At 65.8% G+C, this 15,536-nt stretch carries 15 protein-coding genes; 11 read left to right on the forward strand and 4 right to left on the reverse strand.

Going from position 1 to position 15,536, the window contains the following annotated elements; genetic code table 11:
- Window positions 1-27: 27 nt before the first annotated feature.
- From tolR to queC, 8 genes are all read left to right on the forward strand, one after another.
- A complete protein-coding gene (tolR, locus tag FLM21_RS00635) occupies window positions 28-423 on the forward strand; it encodes a protein TolR (protein WP_148713712.1) in 396 nt (131 codons plus the stop codon).
- Window positions 420-1,280, forward strand: coding sequence for an energy transducer TonB (locus tag FLM21_RS00640; RefSeq protein ID WP_148713713.1), 861 nt, complete (start codon window positions 420-422; stop codon window positions 1,278-1,280). Before tolR ends, FLM21_RS00640 begins: the two co-directional genes overlap by 4 nt.
- A gap of 28 nt (window positions 1,281-1,308) precedes the next feature.
- A complete protein-coding gene (gene tolB / locus FLM21_RS00645) occupies window positions 1,309-2,580 on the forward strand; it encodes a Tol-Pal system beta propeller repeat protein TolB (RefSeq protein ID WP_246120798.1) in 1,272 nt (423 codons plus the stop codon).
- A 149-nt stretch (window positions 2,581-2,729) separates the two neighbouring features.
- Window positions 2,730-3,272 (forward strand): peptidoglycan-associated lipoprotein Pal, encoded by a 543-nt coding sequence (pal, locus tag FLM21_RS00650; RefSeq protein WP_148713714.1) that lies wholly within the window; start codon window positions 2,730-2,732, stop codon window positions 3,270-3,272.
- A 159-nt stretch (window positions 3,273-3,431) separates the two neighbouring features.
- Window positions 3,432-4,175 carry a tol-pal system protein YbgF gene (ybgF, locus tag FLM21_RS00655; protein ID WP_148713715.1) on the forward strand — a complete coding sequence of 248 codons (744 nt, stop codon included), beginning with the start codon at window positions 3,432-3,434 and terminating at the stop codon, window positions 4,173-4,175.
- 147 nt (window positions 4,176-4,322) lie between these two features.
- Window positions 4,323-4,970, forward strand: a complete 648-nt coding sequence (gene queE / locus FLM21_RS00660) for a 7-carboxy-7-deazaguanine synthase QueE (RefSeq protein ID WP_148713716.1) — start codon at window positions 4,323-4,325, stop codon at window positions 4,968-4,970.
- Window positions 4,971-5,105: 135 nt separating this feature from the next.
- Window positions 5,106-6,434 (forward strand): chloride channel protein, encoded by a 1,329-nt coding sequence (locus FLM21_RS00665; RefSeq protein WP_148713717.1) that lies wholly within the window; start codon window positions 5,106-5,108, stop codon window positions 6,432-6,434.
- Complete coding sequence (queC, locus tag FLM21_RS00670) at window positions 6,431-7,129, forward strand: 7-cyano-7-deazaguanine synthase QueC (protein ID WP_148713718.1); 699 nt, start codon at window positions 6,431-6,433, stop codon at window positions 7,127-7,129. The genes FLM21_RS00665 and queC overlap by 4 nt, the downstream gene beginning before the upstream one ends.
- On the opposite strand, the gene FLM21_RS00675 is transcribed toward queC, so the two are convergent.
- The 3 genes from FLM21_RS00675 to FLM21_RS21450 form a co-directional block, all read right to left on the reverse strand.
- The gene (locus FLM21_RS00675; RefSeq protein ID WP_148713719.1) at window positions 7,105-8,370 is read right to left on the reverse strand and encodes a serine hydrolase domain-containing protein; all 1,266 of its coding nucleotides are present in this window, start codon (window positions 8,368-8,370) and stop codon (window positions 7,105-7,107) included. The genes queC and FLM21_RS00675 overlap by 25 nt on opposite strands.
- 74 nt (window positions 8,371-8,444) lie before the next feature.
- Window positions 8,445-9,611, reverse strand: coding sequence for an NAD(P)H-dependent flavin oxidoreductase (locus FLM21_RS00680; RefSeq protein ID WP_148713720.1), 1,167 nt, complete (start codon window positions 9,609-9,611; stop codon window positions 8,445-8,447).
- Window positions 9,612-9,754: 143 nt separating this feature from the next.
- Window positions 9,755-11,089 carry a carbohydrate-binding protein gene (locus FLM21_RS21450; protein WP_148713721.1) on the reverse strand — a complete coding sequence of 445 codons (1,335 nt, stop codon included), beginning with the start codon at window positions 11,087-11,089 and terminating at the stop codon, window positions 9,755-9,757.
- A 389-nt stretch (window positions 11,090-11,478) separates the two neighbouring features.
- Between FLM21_RS21450 and FLM21_RS00690 the strand changes: the two genes are divergently transcribed.
- The 3 genes from FLM21_RS00690 to FLM21_RS00700 all read left to right on the forward strand — a co-directional run bounded on the left by FLM21_RS00690 (window position 11,479) and on the right by FLM21_RS00700 (window position 15,159).
- On the forward strand, window positions 11,479-12,549 hold the full coding sequence (locus FLM21_RS00690) for an HD-GYP domain-containing protein (RefSeq protein ID WP_148713722.1): 1,071 nt from the start codon (window positions 11,479-11,481) through the stop codon (window positions 12,547-12,549).
- Between the two features lie 67 nt (window positions 12,550-12,616).
- A complete protein-coding gene (locus FLM21_RS00695; protein WP_148713723.1) occupies window positions 12,617-13,318 on the forward strand; it encodes a glutathione binding-like protein in 702 nt (233 codons plus the stop codon).
- A 221-nt stretch (window positions 13,319-13,539) separates the two neighbouring features.
- Window positions 13,540-15,159, forward strand: a complete 1,620-nt coding sequence (locus FLM21_RS00700) for a methyl-accepting chemotaxis protein (RefSeq protein WP_148713724.1) — start codon at window positions 13,540-13,542, stop codon at window positions 15,157-15,159.
- 62 nt (window positions 15,160-15,221) lie between these two features.
- Here FLM21_RS00700 and FLM21_RS00705 read toward each other — a convergent pair whose 3' ends face one another.
- Window positions 15,222-15,521, reverse strand: a complete 300-nt coding sequence (locus FLM21_RS00705; RefSeq protein WP_148713725.1) for a hypothetical protein — start codon at window positions 15,519-15,521, stop codon at window positions 15,222-15,224.
- Window positions 15,522-15,536: the final 15 nt, after the last annotated feature.

Genomic DNA, 15,536 nt, shown 5'->3' on the forward strand with positions numbered 1-15,536 from the left:
GCCGGACATCGCCGCCCCCGTCGCGCAATGAACGACATCAACGTCGTACCCTACATCGACGTGATGCTGGTGCTGCTCGTCATCTTCATGGTGACCGCGCCGATGATGCAGCAGGGCACCATCAACCTGCCCTCGGTGGGCGCCACCACCGATCGCGAGCTTGCGGCCAAGCCCTTGCGCGTGGAAATCGATGGTAGTGGCCAGCTCAAGCTGATCGTCGACGGTACCAGCAGCGCCGCCGCCGACAATGCCGCACTGGTCGCCGCCATCCAGGGCCAGCTCGCCGCTACGCCGGATCGCCCGGTGGTGATCGCCGCCGACAAGGACGTGAAGTACGAAGTGGTGATGCAGACCATGGATGCGCTGCGCCGCGCCCAGGTGCCGCGCGTGGGCCTGTTGGTGGAGCAGAAGCCGGGACAATGAGCCCCCGACTCCAGCTCCAAGCGCGCGAGGCGCACCAGGGACTGAGCTTTGCGCTCGCCATCGTCGTGCACCTGCTGTTCGGCGCCTTCCTCTTGATCTCGGTGCAATGGCAGACCAAGAAACCCGAGCCGGTGGTGGTCGAGCTGTGGGGCCCGCCGCCTGCGGCGCCGAGCGAAGCCCGCGAAGTGCCGAAATCCGAGCCAGTGCGCCCGGAACCACCGCGACCACCGCAACCTGAGGTGAAACAGCCGGATATCGCCACCGAGCGCATCAAGCCCAAGCCGACACCGGCCAAGGTGACCCCGACGCCTGCTCCCACGCCAACGCCGCTGCCCAAGGCCACGCCGACACCGAAACCGGCACCAACGCCGGCCGCCAAGCCCACGCAGCAACCGACGCAACCGCCGAAACCCAAGCCGACGAAAAAGCCGAGCGAGATGGACCAGCTGCTTGGCACCGATGCGCTGATCAAGCCCGATGCCAAGCCACAACCGGGCGGCAAGGCCGGCGGACAAGGCAGCAATCCGGATGCGCCGGCTGGCAGCACTGGCCGCGGCAGCAGCGCCAATGGCGCCGACCTGGCCAATTACAAGGGCCGGGTGATCGACCTGATCCGCTCACGTACGGTGTTCGATGACAACACCGCCGGGAACCCGACCGCCGTCTACAAGATCAGTCTGTTGCCCAGCGGCGAAATCCAGAGCGCGATGCTGGTGCGCTCATCCGGTGACGCCGCCTACAACGAGGCCACGCATCGCGCCATCATGGCGCTGGGCCAGTTCCCGCCGTTGCCATCGAACAAGCCGTTCACCGGCGGCGAGCGTGAATGGACGATTACCTTCCGCCTGCGCGACTGACGCGGCGGAGACGATAAGGAGAAACGCGTTGAGAGCCTTGCTGAAATGGATGATGGCGAGCCTGCTGCTCGCCGCCACCGCCGCCCGCGCCGACATGACCATCGAAGTGGTCGGCGTCGGTGCCAACCAGTATCCGATCGCCATCGCCCCGTTCCAGAACGAGGTCAGCCAGCCGCAGCCGGTCAGCACCGTGATCAGCGATGATCTGGCGCGCAGCGGCCTGTTCAAGGTGATCGGCGCCGGCAACCTGTCGCCGGTGCCGTACAGCGATACGCAGGTGCCACATGGCGAACTGACCAGCCGTGGCGCGCAGACCGCCGTGGTCGGGCAGGTCACGCCGGCCGGTGATGGCACGCTATCGGTGAAGTTCTGGCTGGTCGACCTGGCCACCAAGCAGACGCTGATCGCCCACGAAAAGCGCGCCAAGCCGACGCAGCTACGGCGCGTGGCGCACCAGATCGCCGACATGATCTACCAGAAGATCACCGGCGAGCCCGGCGCCTTCTCCAGCCGTATCGCCTACGTGGTGAAGACCGGAGCCCGTTACCAATTGCAGGTGGCCGATGCCGACGGCTTCGGCGCGCAGACCCTCGTCGCCTCGAACGAACCCATCATGTCGCCCAAGTGGTCGCCCGAAGGCGGGCGCCTGGCCTACGTGTCCTTCGAGGACAAGAAACCCATCGTCTACGTGCAGGAGCTCGCCTCCGGCAAGCGCTGGCAGGCGGCGGCGTTCAAGGGCAGCAATTCAGCCCCGGCCTGGTCGCCCGATGGCCAGACGCTGGCCGTGGTGCTGACACGTGATGGCGGCAGCCAGATCTTCACTGTGCCGGTGACCGGTGGCACGCCGCGCCGGCTGACCCATACCGGTGAAATCAATACGGAGCCCTATTTCACGCCGGACGGCGGCAGCATCTTGTTCACCTCCGACCGTGGCGGCAGCCCGCAGATCTACAAAATGACGGTGAATGGTGGCGGCACCGAGCGGCTGACCTTCAGCGGCAGCTACAACGCCTCGCCCAAACTGTCGCGCGACGGCAAGACCCTCACCTATATCACCCGTGATGGCGGCTACCGCGTAGCGGTGATGGACATGGCCAGCCGCCAGGTACAGGTACTGACGGACACCAGCCTCGACGATTCACCGACCTTTGCCCCCAATGGCCGGATGATCCTCTACGAAACCGATATCGGTGGTCGCGGCACGTTGGCCGCCGTGTCGCGCGACGGCCGCGTCAAGCAACGGCTGCGTGCGCAGGCCGGCGACGTGCGCCAGCCGGCTTGGGGGCCGATGGTCCGCTGAGCGGGGTTGGACGGCCTGTCAGCATGGCGGGGCACGCAGTAAGCTGCGCCGGCTATGTTGGGGGAATCGCAAGCCAGGGCCGGGTGGGAAGCCCGGTCGAGCGCACGGCGTGGCCGTGCATGGAATCACGATGAGAAGGAGCTAGCACCATGAAGAAGATTGCACTGAGCCTGATGATGACCGCGCTGCTCGCCGCGTGCTCGAGCACGCCGAAGAACGAGGGTGGCGCCGCGCCGACGCCGGCCCCGGTCACCAATGGCACCACCACTTCGGGCACCACCTCCGGCGGTACCAGCGGCAACGATCTGGCGCAGAAGGGCTACAGCCCGCTGACCGATCCGAACAACGTGCTGTCGCAGCGCCGCGTGTACTTCGATTACGACTCCTTCGCGGTCAAGCAGGAATTCACCCCGCTGGTCGAAGCCCATTCGAAGTACCTGCTCGACAACAAGAGCGCACGCGTCATCGTCCAGGGCCACACCGACAACCGCGGCACCGCCGAATACAACCTGGCACTGGGCCAGAAGCGGGCCGATGCGGTGAAGAAGCTGATGAATGCCTACGGCGTGCAGGATGCCCAGATCGAGACCGTGAGCTTCGGCGAGGAGAAACCGCTGGAGCAGGGCGACACCGAAGAGGCGTGGGAACGCAACCGTCGCGCCGAGATCGTCTACCCCGGCGAGCAGCAGTAAGCGCCTGTTCAATGTCTTTTCACCGCAGCGTTCGGCGCGGTGGCGAAAAGGCGTTGAACAGGCTCTCGGCCGCGTCGCGACGCTTGCCCCGCGCGATGCGGCCGCTTAGTCTTGCGGCGACGCCTTGCCGTCGCCGCTTTCACGAACGGATCACCTACCATGACACTGCCGCACTCGAGATTGCTCACCATCGTCGCCGCGCTCGCCCTCACCGCGCCGGCCCATGCCTTCCTGTCGGATACCCAGGCCCGTGAGGACATCGCGGCGCTGCAGACGCAGGTGAAGCAACAGCAGGACAAGCTGACCCAACTGGAAGCTGCATCGCGCCGCATCGTCGATCTGACCAACCAGATCGAATCGCTGAAGCAGGAGATCGCCAACCTGCGTGGCCAGATCGAGGTGCTGCAGTACAACGCGCAGGCGACCGAGAAGCGGCAGAAGGACCTGTACGTCGATCTCGACAACCGCGTGCGTGCGATCGAGGAGGCCAAGGTGCAGCAGGCACAAGCACAGGCCCAGGCACAGCAAGCGGCAGCCGGCCAGTCGCTCGATACGGCCATCGCCTTATCGCGCAACGGCAAGCACAAGGAAGCCGTGCCGGCGCTGAAGCGCTTCCTCGCCGAGAACCCGGGCAACGACAAGGCGCCCGAAGCCATGTACTGGCTCGGCACCAGCCAGACCGCACTCAAGGATTACAAGGGCGCAGCCGCCTCGTACAGCGAGGTAGTGAACGCCGCGCCGAACGATCCAGTGGCACCCGACGCGCTGTTCGGCCTTGCCGTCGTCTCCAACGCCAAGGGCGACAAGAAGGGTGCACGCAGCTACCTGCTGCAGCTGATCGAGAAGTATCCGAACTCGGACAAGGCCGAGGCAGCCAAGAAGGCGCTGATCGCCGTCGATTGACCCTATCGGCAAGCCGCTGATTCGGCGAGACTTTTTTCGCCACCCGGCTTACAATACGCACCGGCCGCACCGCAGGCGATTTCCTGCAAGGGCGGCCGTTGTGCTTTCCATCGTCCGTCGGGCTGTCTTCCCGGCAAGGAGCTTCCCATGCGCGCCGAAAACCTGCGCATCACCGAGATTTTCCATTCGCTGCAAGGCGAGACCAGCCGCATCGGGCTGCCCACCGTATTCGTGCGCCTCACCGGCTGTCCCTTGCGCTGCACCTGGTGCGATTCGGCCTACGCCTTCCACGGCGGCGAGACCATGACGATCGATGCCATCGTCGAGCGCGTTGCCGAGCTCAAGGCCCGCCATGTCTGCGTCACCGGCGGTGAGCCGCTGGCGCAGAAGCCGGTGCACACATTGATGACGAAGCTATGTGATGCCGGCTACAGCGTCAGCCTGGAAACCAGCGGCGCGCTGCCGGTAAACGAGGTCGACCCCCGCGTCTCGCGCATCGTCGACCTGAAGGCCCCCGGCTCGGGCGAAGTCGCCAAGAACCTGTGGTCCAACCTCGACGTGCTCACGCGCAACGACGAGATCAAGTTCGTGCTCGCCGACCGCGGTGATTACGACTGGGCACGCCAGATGATTGCCGAGCGTGGCCTAGCCGATATCGCGCCGGTGCTGTTCTCTCCGGTATGGGAGACGCTGCCGCCGGCCCAGCTCGCCGAATGGGTGGTGGCAGACAAGCTGCCGGTGCGGATGCAGGTGCAGCTGCACAAGATCCTCTGGGGTGAGAAACCCGGTGTGTGAACACAGCGGTGCCCGCGCCGCTGTGACACATTCCCCCAAATTGATCTGCGCCACCGCGCTACCATGGCAGCGCCGAGGCCCGGCAAGTGCCGGGCTCACGCCTAAACTGGCTTTATCCCAAACCGCCCACCCACCATGCAGCTCAAACGCCTGTTGGTCCGCTTTCGCGACTTGCCCGAACGCTCTCGCGCCACGCTGGTGCTGTGGGGCGGCGCAGCCATGGTCGGCCTCGTCGCCGTGCTGCTGGCCAAGGCGGCAGAATGGGCGTTCGCCGGCTTCGACGCGCTGACCGCACGCTGGTGGTGGTGGCCCCTGCTGTCGCTGCCGCTGGGCGGCATGGCGATACGCTGGCTGATGACCCGCATCGGCCAGGGCGCCGAAGGCAGCGGCATCCCGCAGGCGATGGCTGCGCTGGAAGTGGCCGACCGCCCCGAGATCGCCGAGCGCCTGCTCGGATTGCGCATCGCCGCCGCCAAGTTCGTCGGTATCGTGCTGGGCCTGGGTTCCGGCTTCGTGCTCGGCCGCGAAGGGCCCACGGTGCAGATCGGCGCCAGCATCATGTACGCCTGCCGGCGCTTCGTGCCACTGGCCGACGCAGCGTTCCGCCGCCAGCTGATCCTTGCTGGCGGTGCGGCCGGCATTGCCGCCGCCTTCAATACCCCGCTCGCCGGCATCGTGTTCGCCTTCGAGGAGCTGGCTCGCTCAGTGGAGGAGCGCACCAGTGGCAAGTTGATCGGCGCGGTGATTCTCGCCGGGGTGGTCGCGCTGGCACTGCTCGGCAACTACACCTATTTCGGCCAGATCAACGTGCCCGGCTTTTCCTACGGCATCCTGCTGCCCACGGTACTGATCGCCGTGGTTGCCGGCCTCGTCGGCGGGGCGTTTTCCTGGTTGTGCGTGCACCCGCAGCGCTGGCTGCCGGCCCCGCTGTTGGCCTGGCGCCTGGGTCATCAGTACGCGTTCGTTGCCGGCTGCGGTGTGCTGATCGCCGGCTGCGGCCTGATCGCACCGATCTTCGGCAGCGGTGCCGAGGCCACCAGCGCCGCCATCGCCAGCGGCGACGGGCTGGCCTGGTATTTCCTGCCGCTCAAGTTCATCGGCCTCTTGGCCACCTTCCTCACCGGACTGCCCGGTGGCATCTTCGCGCCGTCGCTGTCGCTCGGCGCCGGCGTCGGCAGCTGGTTCCTGCCGTTGTTCGATCCCAGCCTGCACGTCAAGCTGATCGCCATCGGCATGGCGGCAATGCTGGCCGCAGTGACCCGCGCGCCGCTGACCTCGGCCATCATCCTGATGGAAATGACCGGCGGCCAGGACATGGTGATCTCCACGCTGGCAGCGACCATGATCGCCGCCAGCGTCGCCCGCATCTTCCGCACCAATCTCTATCACGACCTTGCCGAACGCGCGCTGCGCACCCTCGCGCCCGCCCCCGCGGCATTGGTCAGCGACAAGGACAAACCATGACCACCAGCAAACCCGCCGTCATCCTGCTCTCGGGCGGGCTCGATTCGGCCACCTGCCTTGCCTTGGCGCGCGACGCCGGCTTTGCGCCCTATGCGCTGTCGTTCGACTATGGCCAGCGCCACAATGCCGAACTCAAGGCCGCCGCCCGCGTGGCTGCCGCGCTCGGCGCGGTCGAGCACCGTATCGCGCGCATCGACTTGGCTGCTTTCGGCGGATCGGCGCTGACCGATGCCAGCATCGCCGTGCCGGTCGACGGCGTGGTCGATGGTGAAATCCCCGTTACCTACGTGCCGGCGCGCAACACCATCCTGCTGTCATACGCGCTGGCCTGGGCCGAGGTGCTGAAGGCCGACGACATCTACATCGGCGTGAACGCGGTCGACTATTCCGGCTACCCGGACTGCCGGCCCGAGTACATCGCCGCCTTCCAGGCCATGGCCCGCCTCGCGACCAAGGTCGGCGTCGAAGGCTCGCCGCTCACCATCCACACCCCGCTGATCCAGCTGTCCAAGGCCGAGATCGTAGCAACCGGCACCCGGCTCGGCGTCGACTACGGCCTCACCGTCAGCTGCTACCAGGCCGACGACGAAGGCCGCGCCTGCGGCGCCTGCGATGCCTGCCGGCTGCGGCGTGCCGGGTTCGAAGCGGCTGGCGTGCCCGATCCGACGCTTTATCGATCCGTTTCCCGTACGTAGTCCTGTGCAGTGCCGTCGGGTGCGATCAGGCGTAGCCGGCCGTCACGATGCAGCTCGATGTGCTCGTCGAAAGCATCGGCCCGCCAGTATTGGGCCGCACCGCAGTCGGCATAGGGTCGGATGCGGTAACGGCAGGCCATGCCATAGTCTCGCGCCATCGACAAGCAACCCTGCTCGGTATCGAGTTGCAGCGCCCCGCCATCGGGGTTCCGATAGTCGCCACTGCCCCAAGGCGCAGCCATCGCAATCGCAGGCGGATAGTTCGGCCAGGACTCGCCGAGTGCCAACCCCAGCATCCGCGGGGCCGTGGCGAGAGCGGGAGTGGATGAGGTATTGAACAGCACCACCGCGCAGAGATGCGGCGCCGGCAGGCCCAGCAGCATCGCGGTATAGCCGTTGACGTCACCCATATAGCCAACGCTGCGCCAGCGCTGCCCGTCGACGACCAGCTCGTCCAGCCACCAACCACAGCCGAAACCACCGGCCGGGCCATCCAGCATGGCGGCGGCATGGCGCGCATCAAGTACTTCTCCCGCAACGAGCGCGGTCCACCAACGCGCAAGATCATCCGCCGATGCGGCAAGGTCGTAAGCGCCCAAGGCAACGCTGGCATCCAGCGGCGCGGCGTGTGGGCGTGTTGGCAGCAGCTGGTGGCCTTGCGTATCGGCACTCGCCAGCGTACCAGTCCGGCTCAGCCCCAGCGGTTGCCAGAACAGCGTGTCCAGCAACGTGTAGTAGGGCTGCCCGCCAACCAGTTCGGCCACGCGGGCCAGCGCCAGATACCCGGTGTTGCTGTAGTGCGTTGCATCGCCGGGCTCGGCGAGCAACGGCGTGGCCGTGACGCGCCGGATCAGCGCCTCGGGCGTATGGCGCGTCTGCATCAGCGTCGGCCAGTAGTCCGGCAGCGCGGTATGGTTTCCCAGGCCACTGCGGTGCTGCAGCAACTGCAGCAGGGAGATCCTCGGATCGATCCCGCAATCGGGCAGGTAGCGGGCAACCGGGTCGGCGAGATCCAACCGGCCGCGCTGCGCCAGCGCAAGGATGGCAGCGGCGGTAAAGCTCTTGCTGAGCGAGCCGATGCGAAAGCGCCTGTCGATCTCGTTGCGCGCCGTGCCCTGGCTATCCGCCAGCCCGAACGCGCGCTGCGCCAACGGGGCGCCATCGGCAAACACGGCGATCACGCCGTGCAGTTCGGCGTAGGCGGCAAGTTGGCCGAGATAGGCGTTGAGGGCGGCAGTCATGGCGCGAGCAGGCAAAACAGCCACGCTGCCTCAGCCTGATCGACGCGGCAACCGCCCGGCTTGCCCTGCAGCGCTCAGCCCAGCAATTCCGCCCGCTTTCCGGTCAACAAATAGTCGATCAGCTCGCGCACCGGGCGGATCGCGTCGCCGAAGGGCAACGGGTCGGCGCCGCGGAAGAACAGGCCTTTAGCCACTTCGCCACGCATCGCGGCGGCAAGCTTGAGGTCGATGCAGAACTGGCCGATCTTGGCGAGGCCGTCGCGCAGGCCGCAACTGGTCAGGCAGTTGAGGCCCTGGGTGCAGCGGCGCGGATCGGCCTTGGCGTTGCCTTGCAGCCGCGCCTCGCGGTTGAGGTAGTTCTTCAGCCACGGCGTCAGCACGGCACGCGCCGGCAAGCCGGCCACGCTCATGAATTCGACGATGTCGTCGGGCTTGGCCCCCGCCAGCACCGCCTTGAAATTGGGATGGGCATCGCCTTCCTCGGTCACCGCGAACGCCGTGCCAAGCTGCACCGCCGAGGCACCGAGCCCCAGGTAGTGGCTGACCTTCTGGTGGCTGTTCACACCGCCGGCAACGATCAACGGCACCGAGCCGCGGGCCACGCCCAGTTCGTCGAACAGTGCCAGCGTTTCCGGTACCACGCGCTCGAACTCGAACTTGGCATCACGGATGTCGCTGATACGGGTCGCGCCCAGATGGCCGCCTGCGTGTGCCGGGTGCTCGATCACGATGGCATCGGGTTGTCGCCCCTTCTTCAGCCACTTCTTCATCAGCACAGCAATGCCGCGCACGTCCGACAGGATGGGAATCAATGCGACATCGGGATGCTCGCCGGCGAGCTCGGGCAGATCGAGCGGCAAGCCGGCGCCCATCACGATGGCGTCGGCACCGGCAGCGCAGGCAGCGCGTACCAGCTGCGGGTGGGTATCGACCGCCTTCATCACGTTGACGGCAACGAGGCCATTGCCCTGCGCCAGCTGCTTGGCCTGGTGGACTTCGCGCTGCAGCGCCTCGCAGTTGATCGCTTCCAGCTCGGCCACGTCGCGGGTGTGCTGCGAGCGCTCCAGCAGATCCGGGTGGTGGTGGCGCAGATCCACCGAGGCCAGCGTGCCCACGGCACCTTCGCGCGCCACGCTCCCGGCCAGCCGGTGCGCGGATACGCCCACCCCCATGCCTCCCTGCACGATGGGCAGCAGCGCGCGCCCCTTGATGATCAGCGGTTTGAAGGCGTGGGCAAGCATGGTTTTTATCCGTATCGGTGTGGTGTCGCAGTGTGCGGGCGCCCGCCCGCCCGACCCTTGACCTGGATCAAGGGCGCCGGACGTAAAAAAGGCCACGCCGATGAAGGCATGGCCCAAGTCGCGGAAGGATGGAGACGCGACGATCAGTTCAGCGGCTGCCAGAGCACCGGCACCACCACCGGCGTCCAGCCACCACCTACGGGCGCGGTATGCGCGATCAGCGCGCGGTAGCGCTTGCCTTGGTAACTGACCACATCGCCCACGGCGTAGTGACCCCCTTCGGTCCATGGCTGCACACCCGGCACCGGCGTCGGCGTGACCGCCGGGGTGGGCGTCGGTACGGGCCCCGGAGTAGGTGTCGGTGTCGCTTGCGGCGTCGGGGTGACCGGCGTGGCGCCGTCGAGCCGCTTCCACGGTCCCCATTCACCGGACTGCGCCGGATTGTTGCCCTGCGTCCACCAGCGCGCCTCGTAGTTCACGCCTTGGTAGCTGACACGCTGGCCGGTGGTGTAGACGGCGCTGGCCGACCAGGCCGCATACTGCCCGACCGGCGTCGGCGTGGCGGTGGGGCCGGGCGTCGGCGTCGCTCCTGGCGTGGGGGTGGCCGTGGGAACAGGTGTTGGGCCCGGCGTGGGTGAAGGGCCCGGCGTCGGGCTCGGCACGGTGCCATTCGGTACATGGGTGAACTCGGTCAACACCAGCTCGATTTCCTGGTTGTCCGACGGCGCGCGGCCCCCAACTTGCCACAGGTTGATCAGGAAGTACTGCGGCTTCTGTGCGATGCATTGCAGCGGATCGCCGGAACGGCAATAGAACTGCGTGTCGCGGGTGTCGGTGTTGAGCGGTGGCATCCGTGGGTCGAACACCCGGCGGATGAATTCGCCATCGTTGCGCCCCACGTCGGTGAAGCCAGCCATCGATTGCCAAGTGACCCGCTCCGACTCCCAGACGAAACGATGGGTCGAGCGATTGTCCGGCAGCGTGAAATCAAAGCCGTACCAGCTGCGATTGGCGCCGTTCACCGCCGGCCACACCGTGTAGTTGCCAAGCAGGGCGAAATCGTTGCCCCAGCGCGAGAACTCGATGTCGATCTCGTTGGTGGCATCGCCGCCGACATCCTTGGGCGGATAGGTGTAGAAGCCGAACACGGCGTTCTTGTCGAGCAGGTCCGGCCGGCCCAGCATCTTGAACTGATAGGTGCCAAAGCCCAGCCGCTGCAGGTTGGCGAGCTGGATCTCGGCCGATGACCAGACACCGTCGCGGTTGGCGATTTTCAGGTGCAGGTAGCCGTTCTCGTCCACCCAGGCGTTACGATCGTCCCATACATTGGGGCCGGGCCCGCCGCCGCCGGCGCGCACTTCCCAGGTGTAGCCGGACCAGGTCAGCGTCTTGGGCGTATCTGCAGCGAACAGGGTCTGCCCGATCAGCAACAGGGCCAGCGGCAGGCTGGCCAGCCTGCCCACGGTATGCGTGTTCATGTGTAGCTCCTCATGGCGCCGGGCAGTCGCCCGGTCTTGCTTCAGGTCCAACGCCGTGGCGGCGTCGCTCGGGGCACACGGGCCGACCGGCCCAACCGCGCTCCGTGAAGGTGCTGCTGCCTAGTGGCCAGCCCTTCATTGTCTTGAACCATCCATTTCTTCCCATCCAGATTCAACGTTAAGCCAATGAAGAAAAACAATGAATGTCGCAACCTCGCAATATGATTTGTCTTAATCGAGCAAAATTGTGTTTGCACGGTGCCCGGCACGCCCGGCTGCGACAGCCGGTGCCATGTTGCCGCTGGCCGCGTTGCCTATAGTGGAGCTAGCATTCGTCCACCTGCCCCGGCCTACGGCCGGGCGCTCCACTCCAGACCGGAATCCACAGCGTGGCACTCCCGACCCCCGGCAACGATTTCGTCGGCCTGGCCGACTTTCATGAAGCGCTCGCCGATTACGCCCCGGAAGCAGAACGGCTGATCGAATCGCTGCGGCAGCAACCGGAAGACCCGAAACGCGTGGCGGACTTGTTCCGGCTACTGCACAACATCAAGGGCGATGCCACGCTATGCCGCGTGCAATGGGCTGTGCCGGTGATGCATGCCGTCGAATCGCTGCTGGAGCGGGTACGCTCCGGCAAACAGCCGTTCGGCGACGGCATGCGTCAGCTGCTGCTGCTGGCGCTCGATCGCATCGTGGAAGCCACCGAGCTCGCCGTCGATCGCCAGCCGGTGGACCCGGCGCCGTTCGATGCATTGACCGTCGGCCTGGGTCGCCTGCAGCAAACCGATATCAGCCGTTTCGAGACCGAAGCGCAACAGCTGGTGGTGGCGCTGATCCATGGCGCCGAAGGCGATCAACCCGGGCCTGCGCACGATCCGGATGGCGACCTGGCGTTCTTCCGCTCGCTGGCACTGCAACTGGAGCAGCATGCGCCGACATTGGTCGGCCGCACCCAGCGCAACCTGACGCTGGCACTCGCCGCCAACGAGGCCGCCGGTAATCCGGTCGACCCGGCCCAACTCAGCGCGGCGGTCTACATGCACGACATCGGCATGATGCTGCTGCCCGAACACCTCTGGCTGACCACCGACGCGCTGCCAGAGCGCGAACGGATGCGATTGCACCAGCACCCCGGCTGGGCCGCAGGGCTGATCGGCCGCATGCCGGGCTGGCAAGACGCCGCGCGCATGGTGGCGCAGCACCATGAGCGCGCAAATGGCTCAGGCTATCCGCAAGGGCTGCAACAGGGCGAGATCTGCCAGGGCGCCGGCATCCTCGCGCTGGTCGATACTTTCGAGGCGGTGATGGTCAAGCACGCCCACCGCAGTCTCTCCAGCGCCATGCTGCGTGCCGCCACCGAGGTGAACGCCAGCGCCCAGCAATTCGATCCGGCGTTGCTGCCGCACTTCAACCTGGCCGTACGCGCACTGGCCGATGAAGCGCGTGGCGATCGTTGATGCTGCAGCGGTTGAAGCCGGCGCAACCGGCTTCATCTATGCGGGACCACTCACGCGGAGCCCCGCCATGATCGACCTCTACTACTGGACCACCCCCAACGGCCACAAGATCACGCTGTTCCTCGAGGAAACCGGCCTCGAGTACCGCATCCATCCGGTCAACATCGGCAAGGGCGAGCAGTTCGCGCCGGACTTCCTCAAGATCGCGCCGAACAATCGCATCCCGGCCATCGTCGACCGTGCGCCGGCAGGCGGCGGTGCGCCAGTGTCGCTGTTCGAATCGGGTGCCATCCTGCTGTATCTCGCGGAGAAGACCGGCAAGCTGATTCCGCCGGATCTGCACGGTCGTGCCGAGGTGCTGCAGTGGCTGTTCTGGCAGATGGGCGGCTTGGGGCCCATGGCCGGACAGAACCACCACTTCAGCCAGTACGCGCCGGAGAAGCTGCCCTACGCCATCGAGCGCTACACCAAGGAGACCGCGCGGCTCTACGCGGTGATGAACAAACGGCTGGCTGATCGTGAGTACCTGGCTGGCGAGTATTCGATCGCCGATATCGCGAGCTACCCGTGGGTGGTGCCGTATGCGGCCCAAGGGCAGAACCTCGACGACTTCCCGCACCTGAAGCGCTGGTTCAACGCCATTGCGGCACGCCCGGCTACCGAGCGCGCTTACGCCAAGGCCCAGCAGATCAACCCGACCAAACCATTGAGTGACGATGAGAAGAAAGTGTTGTTTGGCCAGGGCGCCGAGGTGGTGAAGCGCGACTGAGCACAGCAGCTCGGAGCTGCACCGGGCCATCCGAATTTCTTACTTAGAATGGAAGCAGGCCCAGGCCGGCTTTTTCCTTGCCGCCGCGCCGGATCGGCCTGCAAATCATGCATTTATTGGCTACAAACAAGAACAGTATCGCGCGCACGGCTGTAATATCAGCGTATCCTTACGCAAAGCCGGCAAAACCGGCGTGATCGCAATCCATAGGGAGTAGCGCCATGACCTTGCGCCAGAAAGCCTGGGGCCTCACTGTCATTGTTCTCGTGTTCCTGCTCGGCATGATGCTGGTCGGGCTGTATGTGCTGCGCGAGGCCAGCGACCAGGACAACCGCGCTCGCGTGAAGCAGTTGCTCAAGAGCGCTTACAGTACCGTGGTGCAGATGGAAAACATGGCGACTGAAGGCAAGTTGCCGGAAGACCAGGCCAAGGCCATCGCCACGCAGATCCTGCGCGAAAACAAGTATCACGATTCCGAATACGTCTGGGTGGCCGACCAGAACATGAACTTCGTCGCCACGCCGCTCGAACCCAAGTTGCATGGCACCAGTTTCAACGAGTTCAAGGATGCCAGCGGCAATGGCGTCGGCTCGGTGGTCAAGGCCGCACTCGACAAATCAGGCGGCGCACTGACTGAGTACTGGTGGAAATCCGAGCGCGACGGCAACGTGGTCGACATCCTTTCCGTGGCCGTGCGCACGCCGAAGTGGGGCTGGGCGATCGGCAACGGTATCAGCATGGCCGAGGCCGATGGCCGCTTCTGGAGCAACGCGCGCTGGCAGGTCATCGTCTGCCTGGTCTTCGCCGGCATCATCGGCGCGCTGCTGGTGTTCTCGGTGCGTAAGCTGATCGACACGCTGGGCGGCGAGCCGGACCAAGTGACCGCCGTGGTCACCCGCGTGGCCGACGGCAACCTCGCCGACGACGGCCGCCTGCGTTACGCCGCCGAGGGCAGCATCCTGGGCGCCGTGCTGCGTATGCAGAAGTCGCTGCGCGACATGGTCAGCGAAATCCAGCGCGATGCCGGCCAGCTGGCGCAGCATTCGTCGCAGATTTCCACCGCCAGCCGCGAGATCTCGGTGGCCGCCGGCCGCCAGACCGACGCCACTGCATCCATGGCCGCGGCGATGGAACAACTCACCGTCAGCATCAACCACATCTCGGACAACACTGCCGACACCGAGCAATCGTCGCGCGAAGCCACCGGTTTGGCTGCCGAGGGCGTCAGCCAGGTGAACAGCGCCACCAACGCAATGGAAACGATCGCCGAGAGCGTGTCGCAGGCTTCCGGCCAGATCCGTGAGCTCGACAGCAAGGCACGCGAAATTTCCAGCATTGCCGCGGTGATCAAGGAAATCGCCGGCCAGACCAACCTGCTGGCGCTGAATGCTGCCATCGAGGCCGCCCGTGCTGGCGAACAGGGCCGCGGCTTCGCCGTGGTGGCCGACGAGGTGCGCAAGCTGGCCGAACGGACCAGCAGCGCCACCATCGATATCGAGAACATGCTCGCCTCGATCCAGGGCGAAACCGATTCAGTGGTGCAGGTGATGGACGAGGCGCTACCGCGCGTGCAAAACGGTGTGGAGCTCGCTCGCCATGTAGCCGATTCGCTGAACCACATCCATTCCGGCGCCGAGGGCACGCTGCACCGGCTGCACGAGATGAGCACGGCCACCCGCGAGCAGAGCCAGGCGAGCAACAGCATTGCCAGCCGGGTCGAGGACATCTCGCAGATGGTCGAGGAGACCACCGCCTCCATCCACCGCGCCGCCGACACGGCCCAGGAGATCGAGCGCGTAGCGCAGAGCCTCAACCACGTGGTCAGCCGCTTCCGGTTGTAACCGTTGGCTTCCCCCAGCAAAAAGCCCGCGTGATGCGGGCTTTTTGCTGGGGGGGCGGCAGCCTAGTCTTCTGGCAGTCGTCCTCTGGATTCAAGTGTTGCCCTTGCTGTTCGTGTACATGCCAGCAGTACGCCCCATTCGGGCAACGCCCTGGCGGCCAGATCGTCCGTGATGAAAGTCGGGGTCGCCTCGCAGAACTGCAGCCATGCTTGGTGCACATCCAGCAGCGCGGCCCGTTCCTGCAACGTGTAAACCGGCTCTGGAAACGATGAAGGGTCGGCATCATCCGCGACCAGGTCCGCCCACAGTTCCAGAACCTCGTTGAGATCAAACGGCGGTGGGTCAGATTCGTAATCGGTCACCAACTCCACCCACTC

Source organism: Chitinolyticbacter meiyuanensis (assembly GCF_008033135.1).
In the GTDB taxonomy this organism is placed as follows: Bacteria; Pseudomonadota; Gammaproteobacteria; order Burkholderiales; family Chitinibacteraceae; genus Chitinolyticbacter; species Chitinolyticbacter meiyuanensis.